The organism is Lachnoclostridium sp. An169, assembly GCF_002160525.1.
GTDB lineage: Bacteria > Bacillota > Clostridia > Lachnospirales > Lachnospiraceae > Mediterraneibacter > Mediterraneibacter cottocaccae.
The window spans coordinates 18,720-41,997 of the sequence record NZ_NFKT01000021.1; the positions used below are offsets into that span (position 1 = coordinate 18,720).

The following is a 23,278-nucleotide window of genomic DNA, read 5'->3' on the forward strand; positions in this document are numbered from 1 at the left end:
CTTTGTTCCCAGATCAGTTATTGTCCATCAATAAAAATCTGGAGGATTTCAGTCTATATCATATTGGCGGAAATATACTTGGTAGCGTATCTGTCATTATTCCTTTGTACCTGATTTTGTTCTGCCTAATCTTTCCGATTCTATTTATTGTATATCGGAGGACACAAATTAAATAAATGAGAGTACGAAGGAAAAAACGAACAAAACGTCTTATTGTATTACTTTCACTGCTACTGCTCGGCATCGTTGGATTTAGAAACATATTACCCAATTTGGGAGATGTTTTTCAGTATCATCATGTTGCCAGCGGAGAATATGGTTGGAACTTAATTCTGGTCAATAGAGATAATTACATCCCAGATGACTATACAGTGGAACTGACAGAATTGTCAAATGGCCAGAAAGTTGATTCCAGAATCTATCCTTCTCTCCAAGAGATGTTCGATGCTGCCAGAGCAGAAGGTCTTGGACTTTTTGTAGCTGATGGTTATCGTACCGCAGAAACACAACAGCAGATTTTGGAAGGAAAAATAGAGGCATACAAAAACGAAGGTTATTCTAGCGAAGAAGCTGAGAAGAAAGCCAAGGAATGGGTTGCTGTTCCCGGAACGAGTGAACATCAATTAGGACTGGCTGTTGACATCAATGCAGATAAATCTCAAAGTACCAGTGAAGAAGTTTATGAGTGGCTCTCCAAAAATGCGTATAAGTATGGATTTATACAACGATACCCGGAGGATAAAACGGATATTACCCATACAATTTACGAACCTTGGCATTATCGGTATGTCGGAAATGATGCTGCATTTGAAATCTTTTCTCAAAATATTTGTTTAGAGGAATACATTGAAACATTGGAATAGCCTGGGGTAATAAGTCTTTTAGAAAAAAACATTAAATAAGGTGGTGATATTATTGGGAGAATGATCATTTTGGAGTTGCAAGAGCAAGACTCTAAAGCATTTGAGGAGATCGTTTCCATTCTCCAATGCCATCCGGAAATAGAAAAATTCGAGCTAGCCAAGGAGCCGATACTATCCCTCCCAGGTCTGGAGATTTATCCGAGCAAGCGGAAGGTTTTTCGTGACCGCCAGGAAATTCAGCTCACGACAAAAGAGTATGAAATCCTGTTGCTACTCGTAACTCATAAGGGGTATGTGCTTACTTACAATCAGATTTATGAGAAAGTTTGGGGAAATTACCCGTCTGGTAGTGAAAACAACACCATCGGCTTTCACATCTGCAATCTACGGGAGAAGCTGTATGAGGCAACTCCCAATGCCCCTTTTACCATCCGATCCGTCCGGGAAGTCGGATATTGCTTTGAAATACAAGCAGAGAAATAAGAGTCAGCAGTCTGATCCACTCAGGCTGCTGTTCTTTCTTCTCTAATTTTTCAAATTAAAAAAATTCTAAAATATCCAAATAATGAAAGAATGATCAACATTCAATATAAATAATATGTAGACACATCTTAAAGCCATTATGTATGGCAAAAGAAATAGCAGAAAATCTCCCACTTTTCTTTTGCCGTTCAATCAATATGCCGGCACTCCATATCCCACGATCTTCGCATATCCTATCGGATAACTCCGTCTGGCCACTTTATCCCCGCTGTTTCCTTCTATTGTATAAACGGTTCCGTCTACCACACTCTCCACAATCCCTACGTGATCAACACTCCCGTCATTTCCCCAGTCAAAGAAAACAAGATCTCCAGATGTGGGAACATAGCTGCCGTCCATGAACTGACCACGGCTCTCAAACCATTCCATGCCTGCAGAACACAGAGAAAATTTAGGGATAACTCCCGCCTCAATGTATCCACACTGGTCAGCACACCAGCTTACAAAACAGGCACACCATTCCTCCCGTTTTGTAAATCCGTACCAGCTCCAGTAGGTATCGCCTCCATTTCCTTCCTGCGTCAACGCCACCTGCACGATTGCCTGGCTTCCGGTTCCCGCGGGGATACGCCCAAACACATAGTATCGCAGTACATGAGATACATACTCCGTATCCCCGTAACCGCTCCACCCGTTCCGTTCTGCCATCATTTTAGAAAACTCCACCGCATTGGCATAGGTGTATCCTCCATAATTCTCTTTCGCCCATGAGATATACCCGTTTCCATAATTATATCCCTGCAGTGCCAGTTTAATATTGTTCATATCCACCGGACTTTCCACGCCTGCCTCCCGAAGACAGGCCGCAAGGTTCTGGATACCAACATCAATGGAATACTCCGGATCTGTGATCCCGTTTGGCGTATTGGGATAACGGGTATTATACCCGCACTCGGACGCCTGCATGGGATCAGTTCCCTGTCCGCCGCTCTCCTGCATCATAACCGCTTTGATCAGTTCTACATATTCCTCAATTCCATACTGTCTGGCATACTGCCGGATCAGTGGCTCATATGCCTCCACCTCTGCGCTGACAGGTGTAACGGTACTGGAATTACTTCCTCCCACCATGCTGAACAATGCACCAAACAGAATGACGATCAGCAGGATCAGCACCACAATCCAGCCGCCCGCAAGGATAGCGGAAACAAGCGCCTTTGTTGACGCAATGACAGCTTTCACAGCGACTGACACAGCTTTCGCTGCTGCTTTTGCGGCCTGCGCTGCGGCAATCGCCGCCTGTCTTGCTGTGACTGCTGTCCTCTGTGTAGTCAGAACCGCTGCTCTTGCTCCCTGGCCTGCAGCTCTGGCAGTAACCTCCGTAGTTCGGATTGCAGTGTATCCTGTTCTCTGTGCTGTTTTGATCGTCCTGCCTGTGCCTTTCACTGCGGCTTTCCCGGAAGTTTTTATAGAAGCATGAGCTGTTTTGATTGTTTTCTCTCCCCGGTCAATCGTCTTGACCATCTGCTTTGGAAGTTCCCGGATCTGCTCTCCTTTCTTTCCTGCCCCCCTTCCTCCGGCGGCCTGCCTTCCGGCTGTTCCCCCGGTCTGCGCTCCTGTCCGTTTTTTCATCTGTTCTTTCGGCTGGTAAGTCTTTTCTGTACCATACGAAAAAGAAGAGGCGGAAGGATTTCCGTTTTTCTCCTGGAAAGCCTCTGCCTCTTTTTCTGCCCTGCCCTTTTCCCGGACAGCATGGATTACTTTCTTCCCCTGTTTTTCCGCCTGTTGAACCGTTCCACGGGCGGCTCTCTCCCCTTTTTCCATGACCTGATCTTCGGCATAACCTACGGGATTTCCCTGTTCCTTGACCTGTGTCTGTTCTGCGCTGTCTCTTGTCCGGATATAGGCCCCTTTCATATGCTCCGCCGCTGTCACTGTTTTATCCAATACTTTAATATCCTTCTGGACGTGGCGGGTTTTGATCGTTCTTCCCATCGCCTGCCCTCCTTTCGGATATGGGATTTTCAGATCTTCTTAGCCACAACCACAAGCCTTCCATTGGTATTGGAATATTCGCAGGTGGACAGAGTAAGCAGCTTGTCTCCATATGTGGCGGTCACTCCCGTATCATAAAGGGCAAGCTCCCTGCACTGCTCCACATAGTCCGTGAACTCTTTCTCCGTCTCTGCATGAGAAAAGAGATAGAACTTGAATCCGGTATCATCATATACCGTGGTCTTGAATACTGCGATCACTTCGTATTCGGCAGTTTCCGTCAGTGTATCAAAATGGACAATTTTATGCTGCTCATAGAAATCCCGGCCCTCATAGTTCATCAGTCCGGCGAACATGGAACCGTTGTTCATGTGGTGTCCGTAGATGATCACGTTGTCGCTGGGTTCCATCGGATCACAATGCTCTGCGATATAGGGAACACCATAGGCGCTGGACTCCTTGTAAAAATTGTGTTTCAGATAATAGTCCGGGTTGTCCGGCGTATACATGACCGGATAGTTAATCTGCGTATCCTCAATCCTGATCCATCCGGCCATATCATTATTCATGGCAAACAGCTCGGCATACCGCTCTAAAGGAGAGACGACTTCCTGCTCCTCTCCTGCCGGTTCTTCCTCCGGCGTATCCTCTGTCTGCTCCACGATCTGTGCCAGTTCGGTAAATTCATTCTCCGCTTTCTGTGCGCCCGCATAATGGCTGATCACTTGAAACAGCGACACACCAAAAAGCAGGACGCATACCGCCAGTCCTGCCAGATACCATTTCCCTTTGATCTTCTGATGTTTCATTCTGCAATTCTCCTCCTTATTCTCTTGCCTGCTGTTTGACCGGAACCGGCAACTGTGGAACCATTTTCTTCTCCTCTTTCAATTTTTCAATTCCCCTTTCACGGATGGTTTCTTGTCCTCCTTCTGCACGAACTGTTCCAGACGTTTCCTCACATTGCCCGTGGTCTGCTCCATGCTGGAAAGCCTGCCGCTGATCGTCAAAAATGACTTGCGGATCTTTGCTGTAATCCCCCTGTCTGTGGCCTGTGGTTCTACTTTCTCCCGTTCTTTCCCTCGGAAAATCCTGCCCACGTTTTTGATATGGCCGCCTGCAGCGTGGAGTTCCCCGCTTAAGACTTCCATTTTATCCGCCTGCCGGTTCATACTCTCCATCGCTCCGTGAAGTTTTTCCTGTATCCGGGCAAGAACGGACGGGATCTTCATAGCTGATACTGCTTTTTGCAGAGCGTCCTTTCCTTTCTCTTTAAACGTCTGCAAAACACTTTTTGCGGACTGGATTAGATTTTTCCGCACCGTATAGAACTGTCCTCCAACTTCCTGCACTTTACCCTGTGCCTGTTCAGCGATCCGCAGGACGGACGCTTTCACGCCTCCGTCCTGGATCTGGGATAACTGTTCCTTCACATCCCGCAATTCCTCAAGCACCTGTCCAAACTGGGATTCCATTCCATCCAGATACTTTACAAGGGATTCCACTTCTTTCTGCTCTTTTTTAAGCCCATTTCCTTCCAATACCCGGAACAGTTCCACGATCTCCGGCTGTTCCATCAAAGCCGTCTGTCTTGCTGTCTCCATCTGCGCTCCCTCCTATCGTTCTCTCTGTGCGTTCTGCGGTTTCATGGCAGGCAGTTCCCGGCAGTAATCCGGATATTTCAGCCGGATCGCCTCAAAAAAGTAAGGTGCATACCCGCAGTCAAAAATCTCATACGGAGTAGACATCTGCTCGTCTCCCTTCTCTGTGTAGCCGTTCCAGAGATTGAAGGCAAGCCTTGTCAGACGGATGGAACCGCCTGTCTGCCATCCTTCATGCAGGCCCGCTGGTTTGATATGCCCCTGTTTAAAGTCAAAAATCCGCTCCACGTTTCTTCTGGTGGTATCGGAAATCCCCACGCAATAGAAAAACGCCTGATGATAACTGTCTGTGTTCCCGGTTCTCTTGAGCATGGAATAAAAGAAATTTTCGTGTTCCTTTGATTCAAATCGAATTGTTTTCATATGATCCCTCCATATACAAACAGCCTGCGGGAAATTTCTTTCCTCACAGACTGCTAAAAATGATTGTATTATGACTCTGGAATACCGTCTCCCGGACTGCCCCACGTTTTCTCAAAATCCTCTGGTTTTGTGGACATCAGCTTGTAGATCTCAGAATTTTTACTCATCTGATTATAGAACGGAACCAGGGCGCTGCCGATCCTCGCAAGGCCATTTCCGGCTCTGGCATTTGTAATATACTTCATCTGTTCCCCGGAAATATGGAGAAGTTCTGCCAACTGTTCCCGGTCAGAAGCAGACTGATTCAGCATGACAATAAATTCCGAGTTGGAGAGCATTGTCCTTGCGGTCAGTGAATCCAGCACATACTCCACGTTCTGCGTCAGACTGGTCGTCCATGCGTTTCTCTTACGGAACCGCCGGTAAGCACTGTCGAAAAAATTTGCGCTGTACTTATGCTGCAACAACGTGTGGAACTCGTCCAGAAAGATATGGGTTCTCACACCGTTCTCCCAGTTCTGGGATACCCGGTTGATCATATGGTCAGTGATCACAAGCTGCCCCAGGTCTTTCATATCTTCCACCATGCCCCGTGTATTAAAGCTGATCAGACGGTTTTCCGTCTCAATGTTGGTGGGATGGGAAAAGTTGTTCAGCGTACCGTCCGTGAACAGTTCCAACATCAGCGCCAGATCTTTTGCCTCCGGCTCATCCTGCTCCTGCAGTACCCGGCGCAGTGTGAAAAAGGTCGGGATTTCGTACTGGCGTTTTCTGGAATACACACGCTCCACGCAGCGGTCAAGGATACTCTTTTCTTTCGGCCCGATAATATAGCGGTCATCCGTGATCCGTTCATACAGGGAGAGGACGAACTGGGATTTATCCACAATCGGGTTTTTATCGCCATAGCCTTTTACCATATCCATAGCATTTAAGTGAATATCACTTCCGGCACAGATCGGCAGGCTCACGCCGCCCAGCGCCTGCACCAGAGGTTCATATTCCCCTTCCGGATCGTAGATCAGCACCTGATCTTTTGACGTTGTGAGAATAATTAACAACACAAATAATTTTGTCAACATGGATTTGCCGCTTCCGGGTACGCCTAAGATAAAAGCGGACGGATTGAGCAAAAGTCCACGGTTTACCAAGATCAGATTGTGGGAGATCGCATTGATTCCGCAGTAGATCCCGCCTTTGTCCATGACTTCCTGTGTCCGGAAGGGGATCAGACTGCCAAGGCTTTCTGTGGTCAGCGTCCTCATGCTGTCGATCTTCCTCACACCTATCGGAAGCGCAGTATTCATTCCGTCCATCTGCTGAAATTTCAGCACCGCCATCTGGCACATCTTATTTCTGGCCACGGACAGGATCGTGCTGGTATCTGCGTCCAACTGTTTCTTATCCCCGGCCATGTGCATTAAAGTCACGACAGCCACCATCATCCGCTGATCCCTTGTTGTCAGATCCCGCAGAAATTCCCGGCTCTCCTCCTTCTGCAATTCCATATCATAGGGAACTGTGGCGGAAAAGTTCTGATTGGCGTTCTGCCGCCTCTGCCAGTTCGTGATATTCGTCTCCACACCCAACAGACGGTTCTGAGCCTCATTGACCGCCTCGTCTGTAGGGATCGGGATAATATCAATGCTGATCATCATGTTCTGGTTGATGTCGGCAAACTCCGATACCATAGTGTCTGAGATATAAGAAGCGTAATCCTTCAGATACAGCACCCGGCCATATCGCTCCCCTACTTTAAAATAATCTTTTTCAAATTCCATTGTGTCCGGGCAGATATGGTCTTTAAAGCTGTGTCCCAGTTTTGCTGATGTTTTCATATCAAAAGAGAAATGACTTTCCTCTCCGGCCCGGTAGAAACTGTGCAGCACATGAAGTTTTTCCTGTGCGTCCAGTTCCTCGCACTTAGAACCCAGGTTGCTGAAATGAGAAATCAGCCCGTTTCCGGTACGCAGAAAATAGTTCCTTGCGTCCTCCACGTTCCTCCGGTACACGGAAATCGTCACATACAATTCCCGGATCATGCCATTGGCTCCCACGGTCTTTTCCATGAGCATGTCATTGACTTCCTTCCGGTACTTGTCCAGCCCGTCCTCCTGCATGGGGATAAAGACCGCCTCTTTCAGTTCCTCCTTATTCAGTCTGCGGATAATGATCGTCAGCTTGGTCGTAGCCCCGCAGTCGAAAAAGTTCAGAATACTTGTGTAATCCAGAAACATGGATTTCTTATCTTCCTCGGACGCCACCTCAAAGTTGATGTCCGTAAACCGATACGTCTTCGCATACTTGTTTTTCCCTACCAGAAAGATCCCGTCTTTCCAGATGGTCTGGATCGGAATTGCCTGCTGTACGCTCTTCGGGATTTTAAACTTCTCCTTGTCCTGCCGCATGACGGTTTTTAGTGTTCTTAACATGCTTTCCCATCGCCTCCTTTTCCTGCTTTCTAATCTCGTCCTTTGCCAGTTCGTAATACAAATTTTCCGGATGGAATACCAGATATTTCGGCATGAGGATTTCGCTCTTGATCCACACCCACAAAAATTTCTCTGCGGTCATTCCGTGGTATTTGATAAAACCGATAGCCGCAAAGGGCGCCGCTCCCAACATGCACACCCAACTGACTGTTTCCATTCCCATATGCGAGCGGAGCAAAAAATAAAGGCCCACAGCAACGCCGCAGGCCAGAACCGCACAGATAAACTGGCGGAGTGACAGGCCAAAATACATGGCCTCCGTATATTCCCGGATTTCCCGGTTGATCTTAATCTCCAAATGATGACCTCCTTCAAAAAAGCATAAAAAAGAGCAACCGTCTCCGATTGCCCATTTTCTTCCCGGATCAATATTTTTCAATGAACTCGCTCATTGTCATGATTTCCGGATATTCAATTTCTACAACCCTTAAATCTTTATCCCCAGTTACCAATACATCTACATTCTCCATGATCGCTGTGGCAAGGATGGGGAAATCCTTGGTATCCCTCACAGAAGGAAATTCTTCCGCATTTAACTCTTTTGGCGTATAGACCAGCTCAAAGGGTAATTCATAGAAGAACTGTTCCAAAATCTTCTTTCGGTTCGGAAATTTTCTTTCCACTACCAATCGAAGTTCTTCCACCACATAATCACAGAGTACGATCCGGTTTCCAAAGCCTACTCTCCGTGCAAAATCACGGGTAACCGCAGATGGGAAAAAGATAAGGGAAACCAGAATATTTGTATCCAGCATAACTCTCATTGGTTATTTCCTCCTGAGTTCTTCCCGGATTTCTTTCATATAATCCTGCATTTCATCCTCACTGTTAAAGCCCGCCTCTGCAGCAGCGCCACGAAAACCTTCCTCAACGTGCTGAAAAGCTACATTCGCCGCATTTTCAATATAAAATCTTCCGTTTTCTTCTAAAATCAACACCTTGTCTCCTGTATTTAAGTGCAGACGATTCCTAACAGATACGGGGATCGTGATCTGGCCTTTGCTTGAAATTTTAGCAATCTCCATAGCGCACACTCCTTTCTTGGTTTTCTTTACTTTCTTTACCTTTGCTTATAGTATATGCTCTTTCTGCCATTTTTACAAGAGCATTTCAAGAAAAATATAGGCCATTCGCACATTTGTCTCCCCCTGCTCTTCCTGTTATACTCAAAGAAAAACTGCAAAGGGGGCTTCGATATGCCATACACTGTTTTTATCTCTCTTGGTATCTCTGCTATCCTGCTCTTTTTATCTCTGATCTTCCGTCTAGCGGGAAAATTAAGGCTGACTCTGCCACTGCTTTATTTCCTTCTGACCGCTACGGTTCTGAATCCGTGGGCCGCCGCCCATGAGACGCTTGCATTTGCAATCCTTTATGGACTGCTCGCCCTCTCTGTTATAAGCTGGCTGTTTTCCTTAAGAAACACCATCCGTGACCGGAGATATTATAAAGCGCTGGGAGAAGATATGAGCTGGCAAGTCAGACGGGCCAGAAACAACGGAATCGCTATGGACACCGTATACTTCGACAGTACCGGGAACATGCGATACAAAGATACCAATGAGGTAGTAAACTAAAGACACGGGGCTCCGTGTCTTTTTCTTATCCTCCAGCCGCAGCCGGATTTCATCTCTCCGGCTCTTTCGGCACCCGTTCCGGATGATAGAGAGTCATTACATCCATCATACCGGAAAGCCCTGTCTCTGTTTCGATCTTTTCTTTCGTTATACGGTTCTGCCTGCAATATTTCAGATATTTCTGCATACCTTTCTCTGTCTCGATTTCATCCTGCCATGCTTCAATGGTACTCCACACATCAAAATGACAATCCATACTCATGCCAACGATTTCATAGCCGGATTCCAAAAGTTTAAACAGATCCCGTTCGTAATTAAAGCCCCAAAGCTCACAGGGCTCATCTCGTGTATAGGGATAAAACTGATAACAAATACATTGCATACCCGCAACCGCAATAATCTGATCTGGATTCGGGTGCTTTCCTTTTGCAAGTACATACATCAGATCATAATTATCTGTCTCTCCCCACTCCCTGTTTTCCTGGTAGAACTCTTCCCGTTTCAAAGCACGGTTAGCTGCCCGCCATATTTTTTCTCTGTTGACTGTCATCGGCTCTCCTCCTTTCTTACAGCCCCATCATCTCCCGTACTACACGGTCTGCCATCTTCACAGCGCCTACCAGAACTAGCATGTTAAAGATCAGTTCCGCTATATAGCTCCACACCATTGTGACTGCCGCTGCCTCCGGATCAACCACTGGCGGGGATGACGCAAACACGGAGAAGATAATGCAGGCCAGTACGATAATGGCTCCCTCCAGACACACTGCCGCATAGGATTTTAAAAAGCTCTTTCCCACGTTCTGTGTTGGCTCCCCGGCAAAGGTAGACAGGGGAACCGGAGCTATTGCGGTATAGAGATACAGCCGGAAAAACCGCCCGTACACACTCATGATCATAATAAAACTCAAGACCGTGACAAACAGGCCTCCGATCAGTGTGACCGCCCACAAAGGAATACTCTCAAAAAATCCGCAGTCCTCCACTGCGGTAATAATCTCCTGTGGCAGTACCGTCTCCTGTGCGCTCCCAAATCCGGCAGCGTCCATGATGGTGCTGACTATGCCTTGCACAATCTGAAACAGTGCCATCATCAGTTCTAGCCCGTAAGTGACCACGCCTTTCGCCAACGCAAACCGGATGAACAGTTTCAGTGCGTGTTCCGGCTTTTTCACTTCCGTAAAACTTCCGCAAGTCTTTACTACGCCTACTACGAAAAACAAAACCAGAAGGGCGTATCCGATTGCCTGCAGCGCACCGTGGATACTGACGATCACGTTCCAGATGTCTCCCCCTTTGAAATTTTCCGGAGACTGGGTAATGATCTGCCAGATTTCCGCTAGTTTGCTGTTCCATGTGTCCAGGGCGTTCTGAAGGTTCTGAACCACCCAGTTATCACTCAAAACACATTCCTCCTTTCCGGCAGAAACAGGACAGACCGTTTCCGGCCTGCCCCTCTGCCCGGTTTCTGATTATCTGCTGTCCCGTTCCGGCGGTTTGTTTCGGATTACACCGTAAACATCATCCACATAATATCTTCCCACAATAGGGTTGAATATCGCATGGCATTTCACACCGTTGTACTCCGCCAGATAATCATTCTCCCCCAGACGTTCCAGAATGGCTGCCTCCGCAAGCACGTTTTTCCCGTCTGTTTTCAATGAATGGATATAGCATTCACACGTTTTCATTTTCATTACCCCGTAATCAGTGTTAAGATTTCCCTTGCAAACGTGATGATCACACCTCCAGCCAGTGTCAAAAATCCATTCGCTCTCTGTGAAGGATCATGGGATTTTAATGACAGGCCGATCTGCACAATACCAAATCCCAGCAGGATCATTCCAATGGCACGGATCAGTCCAAAGATAAATTCGGATAGATTATTGATTACGGTCAAAGGATCATCCGCCGCAAATGCAGTTGTGGCTCCCACTGTCATCATCAGTACCAGCGCCGCATAGATGACCATGAACCGCTTTCCTCTGCGGCTCATGGGAAGTTTCCGGGTTTCTTTTTTCTCATCTCTCTGTTTCATTGTCTGAGTCCTCCTCATTCTTACTGAATATTTCCTCTAAATCCTCATCGGATAAGAGTTCATAGCCTTCTGTGTCTGGCGGGGCCTCCGTGATCTCGCCCTCCAGACTGTCTCCCAACGTAATGCTCGCCACTGCCTGCGTCACTTCTCCGTGCAGGTAGGGTTTTCCCTTCCCGTCCGTGGTCAGAGCAATGTTCGGGTGTTTTAAAATATCAAATTTCTCGTCCATAACCGGGCGCTCTCCCCGGATAAAAAGAAGTGCGTAGCGGTTGTCCAGCATACGCACTTCATCCGGTGTCATCAGTTCTTTGCCACAATGTCAAGTGATGAATTAAAAAAAGCTATCAAAGAAATCCTTCTTCGATAGCAGCGTATTCAACATCTATTCACATTTCCTGCCTTGTGTTCTTTGAGCGAATGAAATATAATAAAAAATGTTATCGGAAGTATGAATATAGGCAGTATTTGGCTGTTCCCAACAAATACAGAAACATTAGCAGATTGGCACAGGAAGAAATGTGGTGATGAATGTGATAAAAATAGCAATATGTGACGATGAAGAAAAAGCCGTCGCCCTGCACGAAAGGATCGTTAAAGCCTGTTTACAGTCGCAAGGTATCGGCTATGAAATAACAACCTATACCCAAAGTCGCAACCTGCTTTATGACATAACCGATGATGGATTTTTCTATGACTTGATTTTGCTAGATATTGAAATGCCGGGGATCAGCGGAATGGAAATCCCGCAGCAGCTTAAAGGCTTTCTTCCGAATGTTAAAATTATCTTTGTGACCTCGCACACAGAATATGCGATTGATGCCTTTGAACTGTCCATCTTCCGTTATGTACCGAAAAACAATCTGGAAGTGAAACTGGCAGCCGCCGTGACCGATGCCGCCAGGCTGATTGAATTGGAGGCCGGTCAAGAGTACACAATCCAAACGGCAAGCCGCATGGAAAAGATACCATATAAAGATATTTTCTATATTCAGCGGGACGGAAAAAACGCCAGTATTACGTCCAGTGTCGGGCTTGCAAAGGTACGAAAGAGCTTGCAGCAGGTTTTTGACGAGTTGAATACGCCGGAGTTTATCTTTATTGACCGAGGCTGTATTGTCAACATCATTCAGATTATGAAAATCAGCGATGGGATGGTTGTACTAAAGAATGGCGAGCAGTTACCCATCAGTCGTTCCCACTTACAGGAGGTCAAGCAGAAAATCAATCAGTTTTGGGGGGCGCATATATGATGGAGTATATTTCAGCGATTTCTTACTTTTTCACCAATGAAGTGCGCCTGTTTTTGGGGCTTTTCCTTGTCGCAAAGGTGATGAACTTCCTGCCAAAAAAAATGTTACTGCTTTTGTCCGCGGCTGGCGGTGTTCTGGTAACAGCTCTGCAAATGGCAGGATTGCCGACGATTGGTGTTTTGACTGTCGAATTGCTGATAATCACTGCGGTTACATGGTATTGCCTGGGGGACAAATTAAACCTTTGCCTGTTCCTGATTTTCTTTTATGAAGTCGGTGTAGGGCTATGGGATTTCCTGCTGCAAGCGGGATTAGGCATTATGTTCCGTTCGGAAAATTTTATCAATCCCAATGCTATGGAATACCTTGCCGGTATCTGGCTGGTACGCCTTTTAATGCTCATTGGGGCGATCACTCTGGTAAAGCAAGAACATCCAAACGCAGGGACACTTCGGGCTTTGTCTGTTCTTGTCATTTTGGGAATGTTTGGTGCTGTAACCCTGTCAGAGCAAACCATCCTGCCACTGAACGAAGATCAGGTAGGCACATGGATTATTCTGTCTATCATATTGCTGTTTGCAATCCTGTTCTACCGTGTCAACCAGCAGCGTGAAATGGAGGCGGAAATTGCAAAACTAAAACAGGAGCAGGCGGAAATCGTAGAGCGGGATTATCAGGCGTTGCGCCGTACTTATGCGGACAACGCCAAACTGTATCACGATTTGCATAATCATATTGAGGCTATTTACCAGTGCCTTATACAAGGTGATACCAAGGAAGCAGTACGGTATTGCGAGGACTTGCGTACCCCTGTCCGGCAAATTTCACAAACTGTTTGGACGGGTGACAAAGCCCTTGATTATCTCATCAGCAGTAAAATGGCGTTGGCCGGGCAAGAGCAGATCAAAACAAAGGTCAATATCGAATATCCCCATAATACCAATATCCGCAGCGTGGACTTGACAACTATTTTAGGAAATCTGCTGGACAACGCTTTGGAGGCAGCCAAAACAGCCCCGGAGGGCTTACGCTTTCTTAATCTGACGATCCGGCGGATTAACGCCATGCTCATTATCAAAGTAGAAAATGGATATGGTGACACGCCCGTACAGGAAAACGGAAAGCTGCTGACTTCTAAAAAGGACAAAGCCTTTCATGGATGGGGACTGAAAAGTGTCCAGACAGCGGCGGATCGCTACGATGGAACCATTCGCACCGATTACAAAGACCATGTGTTCCAATCCGTTGTCACCCTGTCTTTCCAGCCGGTCAAAACAGCATAACCCCTGCTTCGACAAATGGTAGGCGGCCAAAAGCTGCCTGCCTTTTTTTCGCGGTCAAAAACCTACCATTCGTGGACATTCCCGCACACAGGGGGCTTTGGGTGTATGCTTGCATTGTAAACAAGAAACCCAATGACATACAGAAATATAGGAGGTTGTTTGTATGCGTCACTTTTATTTTCGTTTGATCCTCGGCATCGTTTTTATCTGTTGTATGATTTACAGCTTTATCACTATGAATATTCCGTTTGCTCTGCTGTATATTTTCCTCGGCGGCGTATTTTTGTATTCCGCCTATTCCATCTGGAAGAAAGAAAAAGATCATCGGAGGTAAGCGATATGAGCAGCACGACACTTCTTTCCCTCAACAAATTAAGCGTCTGGTACACTGCTAATCATCCCGTACTTTCAGATTTTTCACTGGATTTGGGGACAAATGAAGTTGTCGGGCTGATCGGGTTGAACGGCGCTGGTAAGACAACATTTATTAAAACCGTTGCCGGTTTACTGCCGGGCTATCATCAGGACAGCGCAGTATGGGAGGGTCAGCCGTTCGCGTTCCGCGATAAGGCATTCAAGCGAAGCCGATACATTGTTTTTGCGGAAGATCGGTCTTTTCAGTATTTCACATTCCGGGAATATCTAGCGTATGTGGCTGCGTCTTATGGCGTACCGCTGCCGGATGTGAGCGGGCTGGCAAAAGGCTTCCACTTTGAGGATTATACCGATGTTCTCTTAAAGGAGCTGTCCACCGGAAATCTGAAAAAAGCCTATCTAATCACAGCGTTTGCCCTGCGTCCCAAGCTATTGCTTTTGGACGAACCCGTGAACGGGCTGGACTTTCAAAGCACAGAGTTTTTATACCAGCTTATGGGCGGTTATAAGCAGTATCTGCCACATCATTGGCAGCCCATATTTGTAATGCCTGTTCTTTATATAATCCACATGTTTGAACATATTGTAAAACTTCTTGATATTTACCGATGATTTCAGGCGCAACATGACTGCAAATCACGAACCCTGACTCATTATTTATCCAGTCGGCAAGCTCGTCTTTTCCTTTTTCAATTTCTGCTTTTACCATATCAAGTAAAATCAGGTTTCCGGAATCCGTCCGCTTAGACAACTCTTTCCAAAATGTAGGAACTAAATCAAAAGCATAATACTGTCTATAAGGAGTCATAAAGGAATTCGAATCAATCAGAAACTTCTCTACCATTCTACACCTCCAAGACGCTGTGCGATCTCAGAAAATGTCTTTCGACTGGTATTAGTCAAATGATAAGCCTCTGTGTAAGTAGTCCTTCCCATATTAATACTTTCGCAAAGTGCTCTAACAAAACACCCGTCTAATCGAGATCCCATTGTATTGTAATAATTCCCACCACTGGTATCTTTGTTTTCTTTCATTTGTTTATACTTTTCAATAGCTGTTTGTACCACTTGGTCATAAGACTTTTGATTAATTTTGCCACAATCTATTGCTTTTCTGGCTATAACAATCTCTCCACATCGGAAATATTTTGCCAAATCAGAAATCCTTGTATATACCTCAGTTTTATGTTCACTCCATTTTTTCAAAAAAATCTCTTTAGATACAATCAACTCTCCTGCCACTGCATTACATAACTGTTCTGTATCACTCACGCCTGTTAGTCGGTTTTGTCTGTCATTAAACAAATCGCTTTTTCCAAGCCAAATATGAACTATTTCGTGTAATAAAGAAAATAATTTTGCACCATTAGAATCTGCAGTATTGATAAATATCAGCGGCGCCCACTCATCCATCATAGCAAATGCCCTAAATTCATTAACATCCAAGGCTCGGTGCGTATTCTTTCCAACAATACCACTCATCATTACCACAACGCCGCATATTTCTAATTGTTCTCTAATATACGCAAATGCCTCCCGCGAATTTTGAACATTCTCATGCAAATTTTTACTTATATTTAAATCTGTACGAATTCTATCTGCAATCTGATTTACATCAAATTTATCGCTTACACACCCTACTACAGGCAATTTATCAAAGCCCATTTCCTGCCTGTATGCTTTCATCCAGTCCTGAATATTTTCCATTTCATGAACTGTATCAATTAAATTGCGGCTAGGATTTGCAAGCTGAATACTGTCTACTGTACGATATTCTAATAAACCGATTTCTTCAGTTGGTGGTGTTTGTAAGAAGAAATATCCTAACGGGATATTGCTTTTTTTACTAAAATCTTCTATCTGATTAAAAGTCGGTGTCTTAGTACCGTTAAGCCATTTTCTTATATTATTCATTAACTTTTCGCCAAGCTTTTCTTCCTGAGTTTGACTCAATGCCCAATTTATTATTTCCGGGCGAATATTTACATTTACTGTCGGCATAGTACACCCTCCTTCCATCAAATATTTCTACTGTAATTATAGCAAATTTTTTTTAGATGTGAACCACTTTTTCATGGTATTTTCAGAGTTCCTTACACCACTCCGATTTCTTTCAGATACGCATATCCGTCCGTATGCCCCCGGAAATAAATCTGACAGCGTTCTATCGTCTCTTTCTCAAACATCCTGCTCATGTATTGCCTCACAATCTCATGTTCCTTGGCTGTAAGGCTGATAGCTCCGCTCCCTTCTGTCACTTCCAGAATAAACGGATACCTGCTTTCCATCTCTCCCAGTTCCTGGCACATATCGGCATACTCTTCATCCTGTTTTTTCAAATCCACCATGATCTCGCTGTCGATCTCCATAAAACTGTCTTTAATCCGCTCCACCAAATCATAAAAGTCTGTCTTCTCCAAACTGTTCATCCTTTCTGCTCTGCTAATCTGCTTTCTTATCTTACTATATCCAGTTTTCTATCTTTCTACAATCCAGTCCGCTGTTTCCTATAAAAGTTCCAGTAGCTGCAGCACTTCTATGGTATGCTGACATCCCATAAGATAAAGCTGTATTCGTTCATAATCTTCCCTGTCTGCGTCCAGCGCAAGGAATTTTGACAGTGCCTTTGCCTTTTTCACGGAAAGTTTCATCGCTCTTCGATCTTATCCCGGTCAATCAACTTAGAGATAAACGGATATTTAAATAGTAGTTCGTCACTCTCTTTTAAAATCCGGCTGTATTCCGGAGACAACTTCAACCGATTCTTGCAGGTTTCGCTGATCTCGTCCACCACAGCGCAGGCCCAGATCGGTAGATCGTAAATATCCACATTCTCTATCTTCATAGCCTTCTTTTCCTCCCTTCCCGCCCACTATATCAGAAGTTCTGACCGCTGGCGATTGTGCGTTTTCATTGTTTACACATTTGTATCTAAGGCTATGTATTACGGTATCAGTTCCCCGATACCGCATTTCTTACCGCACCCAGGCGGCTTTTTCCCGCTCCGGTTCGATTTCCTCTTCTTCCGGTTCTTCTTCCATAACGATGTGGTCTTTCTTGTCCATATCCAGAAGAGCGTTCAGTTCCCCCAGTCTTGCCACCTTTTCTGCCAGTTCCTTTTCCTGCGGGAACTCCTTTTGTGCCTCCACCTTTGCAGTTTCCAACTGAGATTTTACGGTCTCAAGAACTTCCCGGCAGCGTGAGAGATTGTCCGGCAGCTCATTGATCTTGTTATCCAGTCTTGTGATATTTCCATGAATATCCGTTCCCAGTGGCACTTTATAGGTTCCTTTCCCATGTAAAGCAATGACAAATTCCTTGCTGGCAGAGGAATAGGACAGCTCCATCGAAAGTCCACGATAAGCCCCCAGTGGCACAGGCTCCGGAGATTTCATGGCTTTACAGGCGTCAATGATTGCCTGTCCTGCCTCCTTTTTCTCCGTGTAAGAGTAATCCCCGATCTGCATGACTGGAAAAGTTTCCCGATCCGGCGGCGTATGTGCTTTAACCTGGGCAATATCTGCCTCATACTGTGTGATCCATGTCTCCTGTTCTTTGATCCGTGCCGGAAGATGTTTTGCCACCTGATCCTCCATCTCATATTTCTGGTTCAGAAAGCTCTGCTTTAAAAGCTGCAGCTTGGATACCTGTATATCCAGATCCATCTTTTCCTTAATATAAGGGTTTCCTGTGGCCAGAGCCTTGATCTCCGCATAGGACAAAGCCACTTCATCTATGTCCTCCACGCTCCGGGCCGGGTTCTTGGATGTCATGATCTGGCTGATATATTTCTGCTTGTTCTCAATGGTCTGATAGAGATAAGCGTCAAAAGTTCCCTCTGTCACATACCGGATGATCTCCACTTTCGGGTTCTGATTTCCCTGCCGGATAGTCCTTCCCGCTCTCTGCTCCAGATCCCGAGGACGCCACGGGCAGTCTAGATCGTGACTGGCTATGATCCGATCCTGCACGTTTGTTCCGGCTCCCATCTTAAACGTACTTCCCATAAGGATACGGACAGTGCCTCGTCTGACCTTTGAAAAGAGTTTTTTCTTCCGCACATCCGTATTGGCGTCATGGATAAAGGCAATCTCCTCCGGCGGGATTCCCCTCGCAATCAGCTTATCCCGGATGTCGTTATACACACTGAAAGTACCGTCTGTTTTCGGTGTGGACTGATCACAGAATACCAACTGCGTCAGCTTTTTATCCTTTCCCTCCTCCCAGTGACGATAGATTTCCTCCACGCAGGCATTGATTTTACTTCCCGGATCATCCGGCAGAAGCGGATTCGCAAGCCTTTGGTCAAGAGCCAGTTTCCTTCCGTCATTGGTAATCTTGAGCATGTTATCTTCTCTTGGGTTTACTTGGTGGTTTCGTACCTTTTCCGCCCGGTTTCCCAGTTCCTCCACCATATCCCGCTGTAAATCAGTAGCCTCCACCTTTACTACCCGGTACTCTGCCTCCGGCACCGGAAGATTCAGCATATCTGCTGTCTGGATATCTGCCACCTCCTGGAACATTTGCAGAAGTTCCGGCAGGTTATAGAACCGGGCAAACCGTGTCTTTAGACGGTATCCATTCCCCTCCGGCGCAATCTCCAGTGCGGTCACAGTTTCTCCAAAAGTGGACGCCCATGCGTCAAAATGCTGTAAATTCTTCTCTACCAAAGTGCCATACTGGAGATAGCGCTGCATAGTGTAAAGTTCCACCATAGAATTGCTGACCGGGGTTCCAGTGGAAAAGATCACGCCTTTCCCTCCCGTAATCTCATCCAGATAGCGGCATTTCATATACATATCGGAAGATTTCTGCGCCTCGGTCTGAGCGATTCCGCCTACATTTCTCATCTTGGTGGTCAGATAAAGGTTCTTATAATTATCCGCTTCATCTACAAACAGACGGTCAACGCCCAGTTCCTCAAAAGTAATCATGTCGTCTTTCCGGCTCTGGTCATGGAGCCTTTTCAGACGTGTTTCCAGTGATTTCTTTGTCCGCTCCATCTGCTTGACCGTAAAGCGACTCCCCTGGATCTTCTTTGCCTCAGCAATCCCCTCCATGATTTCATCAATCTCCTCCTCCAGCATACGCTCCTGCCGCTCCACACTTAATGGGATCTTCTCGAACTGGGAATGCCCGATGATCACAGCGTCTATATTGCTGATAGCAATTCTCCCACAGAACTTTTTCCTGTTTTTCTTCTCAAAATCCTTTTTTGTTGCCACCAGAATATTGGCCGCCGGATAGAGCTGCAGCCATTCAGCGGCAAACTGCTCGATGATGTGGTTCGGCACCACGACCATAGATTTATTACACAGACCAAGCCGTTTACATTCCATAGCCGCCGCTACCATTGTATAAGTTTTTCCCGCCCCTACCACATAGGCCAGCAGAGTATTCCCGCCATAGATAATCCGGGCCACTCCGTCCTTCTGGTGTTTCCGCAGAGAAATCTCCGGGTTCATGCCATAGAAATGCAGGTGGCTCCCGTCATACTCCCGTGGCCGGATAGCGTTGAATCGTTCATTATAATCTGCGGTCAGCCTCTGCCTGCGCTCCGGATCTTTCCAGATCCATTCCTGGAATGCCTGCTTAATCAAGTCCTGTTTTCCCTGTGCAATGGCGGTTTCCTTTTTATTCAGAACCGGCTTTCTCTTGCCTTCCTCGTCCTCCACATAATCAAACACACGGGTATCCCGCAGATTTAGCGTATCCTCTATGATCTTATAGGCGTTTACCCGGTTCGTGCCATAGGTATTATTGGCACGGGGATTTCCCCGGTCAATGCTCTTCCCTTCGATATTCCATTCCCCGGTATGCCGGGAGAAATGGACTTTGATCTTCCACTGGGAATAGTTCGGCGTCTGCAAAAGTTCAAACATAAAGTCGGCAATATCCGACTCCGGTATCCATGTAGCTCCCAGACGCACACTGATCTCAGAAGCGGTCAGATCCTTTGGCTGTACTTTTTCCAGTGCCTCCACATTGCTCCGGTACACCTCGGAGATCTCCGCCGCCCGTTTTGCCTCCCGCAGTTTCTGGCGCACGTTGCCGGAAAGGTATTCGTCCTCGGATACAAACCGGGGATGTTCCAGATCCTCAGACTCCGGCAGACGGAAGATCACGCCCTGTAATTCCTGTTCCACTTCTTGGGCGCTTTTCCCTGTCAGGGAACACAGATACTCCATATCCACGCAGGCTTTTTCGGAAAGAGACAACGATAAAGCCTCACTTGCGGTATCCACTCTCGTTACCGTTTCGTGAGGCTTTATCGTTCGCTTTGTGAACATATCCGCTTTCCGCTCCAGCGTTCCATCCTCCGCCACAATCTCAAGGGAACAGAGAAGGGGATAACTGCTGTCATCAGAAAACACCATACTGTTCGCTCTGGAGTTCAGCAGGCCATATTTTCTCTGGAACAGATCATACAGATGGTTCAGCTTTTTCTGCTGTTCTTCGATTTCTTCATCCGGATACCCTTCGGTCTGATAGGCGATCAGCTCTCTGGTACAGTCCCGGATAGCAATCATACCTTTCACACGGTTCTGTGCTGTCACGGATAGTTCCACGGGTTTCATGCGGCTGTTTTCCCGGTAATAGATCTTCCCGTCATAAACCGTATAGGAAAAATTCGCCACAGACGGATCAGCCGGGATCGAATGATCCTCTTCCTCCACCAGCTCCTCCACCTCATAATCCGTGATCTCCGCCTCAAGGTTTTCTACTGCCTGTTCCAGAAGTTCATTTAAGTCCCTGTACGGATAGGGTTTACAAATCAACTGGGGGCCATAAGGCCCGGACACAATCTCCTGCTCGCCCAGTACCATTTCCGGGTGCTGCTGAAAATAGGGATTGATACTGACCACCCGGTGTCGGCTCTCGCCCTGTTCATTTACATGATCGTTTTCATAAAGGCGCTCCACTTCCACCCAGTCCGGCAGATCCACATTTAAGTCTCTCGGTGTCTCCCGCTTCTGGAAAAAGAGAATATCCGTGTTAATCTCTGTCCCGGCATTGGCAAGAAAAGCATTATTGGGCAGACGGATCGCCCCTAACAGATCGCACCGCTGGGCGATATATCTCCGCACCCGGTCATCCCGCTTATCCATTGTCCCGCCACTGATCCCGTTGGACGTGATCAATGCAAGCACACCCTTTGGCCTCGTCTTATCGATAGATTTTGCGATAAAATAGTCATGGATCAGAAAGTTATACTTATCATATTTCCTGTCCAGCACCTTATAACTTCCAAAAGGTACATTTCCTATGACCACGTCAAAAAAACTGTCTGGCAGATCTGCGTTCTCAAATCCTTGGGCAACGATAGTGGATTTCTGGTAAAGCTGCTGTGCAATCCGGGCGGAAATGCTATCAATTTCCACGCCATAAACCCTGCAGTCAGACAGACTCTCCGGCTTTCGTCCGATAAAATTTCCTATTCCGCAGCTTGGCTCCAGAATGTTTCCGGATTTCAGCCCCATGTTCTCCAAAGCCCGATACATGGCACTGACCACCACCGGCGGCGTATAAAAGGCAGTCAGCGTAGACTGTCTCGCAGCGGTATATTCTTCCTCCGTCAGAACGGTCTTTAATTCCAGATATTCCGTTGACCAGGAAGATTTCGTCTCATCAAAAGCGTCAGACAACCCTCCCCAGCCAACATATCCGGCAAGGATTTCCTGTTCCTTGGGCGTGGCAAAGCGGTTTTCTTCCTCACACTTCTTCAATAGCTGGATTGCCATGATGTTGGCACGGAACTTTTCTTTTTCAGTTCCCTCCCCTAAATGCTCATCCGTGATCTGATACTGTCTGCGGCTCTCCTGGGGAATCTCCGGGTGCGGATCAAACCCTCTTACCCTCCCGGCAGGTTTCTTCTGTGTCCATGCCGGGGCCAGATCCTCCAGAAGTTCTTCCGGTTCCTTTTCAAAAGGATTGTCCTCCGGTTTTATTCCGGTAAATCCGTCCTCCTGCTCCTGCGCCATTTCCTGTGTGGCAGCCGGTTCCTCCTTGTCTTTTTCGGCTGGTTCCTCTGACGGTTTCCTGCCCGCCTTCAGATGATCATTCGCCGGATTTTCCCGTACCCGGCGGTCAAACACCTCTCTTGGCATTTCCTCTGTGAAAAGCGGATACATCTGGTCACGCAGAACCACCATCTCATCGGAGATAAAGTCAATGGAATATTCTTTTGTGCCTATTGTGACAATCGTATCCACCTGCAGGTCATAAGGCGACTTCATGGCAGGCAAGTCCGCAATCCCGGCTATCAGTGCAGACACTTCGGAATAGTTTTCATCCTCCGTGTCCATCCCTTCCCGGACACTGATCAGATAGCTGTAAATTTCCTGCACAGACTGGGGATCGGCCAACTGTTCCCGCAGCTGACGCAGAACATCCTCCTGTGTCTCTCCTGCCTCAATCGTATCCTGGTATTCATACCAGTCATACGCCTGGTAAAATGCGTTGAGACGTCCTGCCAGAACCTCCTCCCGGCTCTGTGCCGGAACAGGCTCCGGGGGAGCCTGCGTGTTTTCTCTTTCGGCTGGTATGGGAGTAACCAAACGGAATACTCCGTCCCGGTAATCCGTAAGATCTTTATACACCTGTTGCATGGACGGGTATCGTTGATCGTAATCTGCAGTTCCCGCAAGAACCTCTTCCATCATGGAAAGGATTTCTTTTACCTGTTTGGGATCATCAAGCTGCGGACGGATCTGGTCTATCGCTCTATGATAATCTGAGCCATACGGATATGGACGTAAAAACGTTTCCGGCTGATTATAAAAAAAGTCGTAAATGTTACCTGTCAAAATCGTTTTTTCATACTCCGGAATATACTCCAGTTCCTTCTCTGTCATATACCGTCCGACAGCGATCAGCTCATCTATCCTCTTTGCAACC

General features: G+C 46.6%; 22 protein-coding genes and 2 pseudogenes. 6 read left to right on the forward strand and 18 right to left on the reverse strand.

Going from position 1 to position 23,278, the window contains the following annotated elements; translation table 11 throughout:
• Nucleotides 1-176: 176 nt before the first annotated feature.
• Nucleotides 177-863 (forward strand): M15 family metallopeptidase, encoded by a 687-nt coding sequence (locus B5F07_RS14325; RefSeq protein ID WP_087161968.1) that lies wholly within the window; start codon nucleotides 177-179, stop codon nucleotides 861-863.
• Between the two features lie 60 nt (nucleotides 864-923).
• A complete protein-coding gene (locus tag B5F07_RS14330; RefSeq protein WP_087161969.1) occupies nucleotides 924-1,346 on the forward strand; it encodes a winged helix-turn-helix domain-containing protein in 423 nt (140 codons plus the stop codon).
• A gap of 192 nt (nucleotides 1,347-1,538) precedes the next feature.
• On the opposite strand, the gene B5F07_RS14335 is transcribed toward B5F07_RS14330, so the two are convergent.
• From B5F07_RS14335 to B5F07_RS14370, 8 genes are all read right to left on the reverse strand, one after another.
• Nucleotides 1,539-3,341 (reverse strand): lysozyme family protein, encoded by a 1,803-nt coding sequence (locus B5F07_RS14335; protein WP_087161970.1) that lies wholly within the window; start codon nucleotides 3,339-3,341, stop codon nucleotides 1,539-1,541.
• A 29-nt stretch (nucleotides 3,342-3,370) separates the two neighbouring features.
• Complete coding sequence (srtB, locus tag B5F07_RS14340; protein WP_087161971.1) at nucleotides 3,371-4,150, reverse strand: class B sortase; 780 nt, start codon at nucleotides 4,148-4,150, stop codon at nucleotides 3,371-3,373.
• 78 nt (nucleotides 4,151-4,228) lie between these two features.
• Nucleotides 4,229-4,945 (reverse strand): DUF6674 family protein, encoded by a 717-nt coding sequence (locus tag B5F07_RS14345; RefSeq protein WP_087161972.1) that lies wholly within the window; start codon nucleotides 4,943-4,945, stop codon nucleotides 4,229-4,231.
• Nucleotides 4,946-4,957: 12 nt separating this feature from the next.
• The gene (locus tag B5F07_RS14350) at nucleotides 4,958-5,365 is read right to left on the reverse strand and encodes a DUF6075 family protein (protein ID WP_087161973.1); all 408 of its coding nucleotides are present in this window, start codon (nucleotides 5,363-5,365) and stop codon (nucleotides 4,958-4,960) included.
• Nucleotides 5,366-5,433: 68 nt separating this feature from the next.
• A complete protein-coding gene (locus B5F07_RS14355) occupies nucleotides 5,434-7,797 on the reverse strand; it encodes a VirB4-like conjugal transfer ATPase, CD1110 family (RefSeq protein ID WP_087161974.1) in 2,364 nt (787 codons plus the stop codon).
• On the reverse strand, nucleotides 7,748-8,155 hold the full coding sequence (locus B5F07_RS14360; protein WP_087161975.1) for a PrgI family protein: 408 nt from the start codon (nucleotides 8,153-8,155) through the stop codon (nucleotides 7,748-7,750). The genes B5F07_RS14355 and B5F07_RS14360 overlap by 50 nt, the downstream gene beginning before the upstream one ends.
• Nucleotides 8,156-8,222: 67 nt before the next feature.
• Nucleotides 8,223-8,621 carry a putative toxin-antitoxin system toxin component, PIN family gene (locus tag B5F07_RS14365; protein WP_087161976.1) on the reverse strand — a complete coding sequence of 133 codons (399 nt, stop codon included), beginning with the start codon at nucleotides 8,619-8,621 and terminating at the stop codon, nucleotides 8,223-8,225.
• A 3-nt stretch (nucleotides 8,622-8,624) separates the two neighbouring features.
• Complete coding sequence (locus tag B5F07_RS14370; protein WP_087161977.1) at nucleotides 8,625-8,882, reverse strand: AbrB/MazE/SpoVT family DNA-binding domain-containing protein; 258 nt, start codon at nucleotides 8,880-8,882, stop codon at nucleotides 8,625-8,627.
• Nucleotides 8,883-9,053: 171 nt separating this feature from the next.
• On the opposite strand from B5F07_RS14370, the gene B5F07_RS14375 reads away from it, so the two are divergent.
• Nucleotides 9,054-9,434, forward strand: a complete 381-nt coding sequence (locus B5F07_RS14375; protein WP_087161978.1) for a hypothetical protein — start codon at nucleotides 9,054-9,056, stop codon at nucleotides 9,432-9,434.
• Nucleotides 9,435-9,483: 49 nt separating this feature from the next.
• On the opposite strand, the gene B5F07_RS14380 is transcribed toward B5F07_RS14375, so the two are convergent.
• The 5 genes and pseudogenes from B5F07_RS14380 to B5F07_RS14400 all read right to left on the reverse strand — a co-directional run.
• A complete protein-coding gene (locus B5F07_RS14380) occupies nucleotides 9,484-9,984 on the reverse strand; it encodes a hypothetical protein (RefSeq protein ID WP_087161979.1) in 501 nt (166 codons plus the stop codon).
• A 16-nt stretch (nucleotides 9,985-10,000) separates the two neighbouring features.
• Entirely contained in the window at nucleotides 10,001-10,837 is an 837-nt protein-coding gene (locus B5F07_RS14385) for a hypothetical protein (RefSeq protein WP_087161980.1), read from the reverse strand.
• Between the two features lie 69 nt (nucleotides 10,838-10,906).
• Complete coding sequence (locus B5F07_RS14390) at nucleotides 10,907-11,125, reverse strand: hypothetical protein (protein ID WP_087162026.1); 219 nt, start codon at nucleotides 11,123-11,125, stop codon at nucleotides 10,907-10,909.
• A 5-nt stretch (nucleotides 11,126-11,130) separates the two neighbouring features.
• The gene (locus B5F07_RS14395; RefSeq protein ID WP_087161981.1) at nucleotides 11,131-11,472 is read right to left on the reverse strand and encodes a glutamyl-tRNA amidotransferase; all 342 of its coding nucleotides are present in this window, start codon (nucleotides 11,470-11,472) and stop codon (nucleotides 11,131-11,133) included.
• Nucleotides 11,456-11,785: pseudogene (locus tag B5F07_RS14400) on the reverse strand (VirD4-like conjugal transfer protein, CD1115 family); the annotation flags it as partial. The gene B5F07_RS14395 and the pseudogene B5F07_RS14400, both read right to left, overlap by 17 nt.
• A 217-nt stretch (nucleotides 11,786-12,002) precedes the next feature.
• On the opposite strand from B5F07_RS14400, the gene B5F07_RS14405 reads away from it, so the two are divergent.
• The 3 genes from B5F07_RS14405 to B5F07_RS14415 all read left to right on the forward strand — a co-directional run bounded on the left by B5F07_RS14405 (nucleotide 12,003) and on the right by B5F07_RS14415 (nucleotide 14,992).
• Complete coding sequence (locus B5F07_RS14405) at nucleotides 12,003-12,722, forward strand: LytR/AlgR family response regulator transcription factor (protein WP_087162027.1); 720 nt, start codon at nucleotides 12,003-12,005, stop codon at nucleotides 12,720-12,722.
• Entirely contained in the window at nucleotides 12,719-14,005 is a 1,287-nt protein-coding gene (locus B5F07_RS14410) for a GHKL domain-containing protein (RefSeq protein WP_087161983.1), read from the forward strand. Before B5F07_RS14405 ends, B5F07_RS14410 begins: the two co-directional genes overlap by 4 nt.
• Nucleotides 14,006-14,344: 339 nt before the next feature.
• Nucleotides 14,345-14,992 (forward strand): ATP-binding cassette domain-containing protein, encoded by a 648-nt coding sequence (locus B5F07_RS14415; RefSeq protein ID WP_087161984.1) that lies wholly within the window; start codon nucleotides 14,345-14,347, stop codon nucleotides 14,990-14,992.
• Here B5F07_RS14415 and B5F07_RS23710 read toward each other — a convergent pair.
• The 5 genes and pseudogenes from B5F07_RS23710 to B5F07_RS14440 all read right to left on the reverse strand — a co-directional run.
• Complete coding sequence (locus B5F07_RS23710) at nucleotides 14,874-15,224, reverse strand: DUF4411 family protein (protein WP_087161985.1); 351 nt, start codon at nucleotides 15,222-15,224, stop codon at nucleotides 14,874-14,876. The genes B5F07_RS14415 and B5F07_RS23710 overlap by 119 nt on opposite strands.
• Nucleotides 15,218-16,381 carry an ImmA/IrrE family metallo-endopeptidase gene (locus B5F07_RS14425; protein ID WP_162613138.1) on the reverse strand — a complete coding sequence of 388 codons (1,164 nt, stop codon included), beginning with the start codon at nucleotides 16,379-16,381 and terminating at the stop codon, nucleotides 15,218-15,220. Before B5F07_RS14425 ends, B5F07_RS23710 begins: the two co-directional genes overlap by 7 nt.
• Before the next feature lie 92 nt (nucleotides 16,382-16,473).
• Nucleotides 16,474-16,809, reverse strand: a complete 336-nt coding sequence (locus tag B5F07_RS14430; protein WP_087161987.1) for a DUF6664 family protein — start codon at nucleotides 16,807-16,809, stop codon at nucleotides 16,474-16,476.
• Between the two features lie 218 nt (nucleotides 16,810-17,027).
• Nucleotides 17,028-17,225, reverse strand: a complete 198-nt coding sequence (locus tag B5F07_RS14435) for a hypothetical protein (protein WP_087161988.1) — start codon at nucleotides 17,223-17,225, stop codon at nucleotides 17,028-17,030.
• 130 nt (nucleotides 17,226-17,355) lie between these two features.
• A pseudogene (locus tag B5F07_RS14440) lies at nucleotides 17,356-22,203 on the reverse strand (Eco57I restriction-modification methylase domain-containing protein); the annotation flags it as partial.
• Between the last annotated feature and the right edge of the window lie 1,075 nt (nucleotides 22,204-23,278).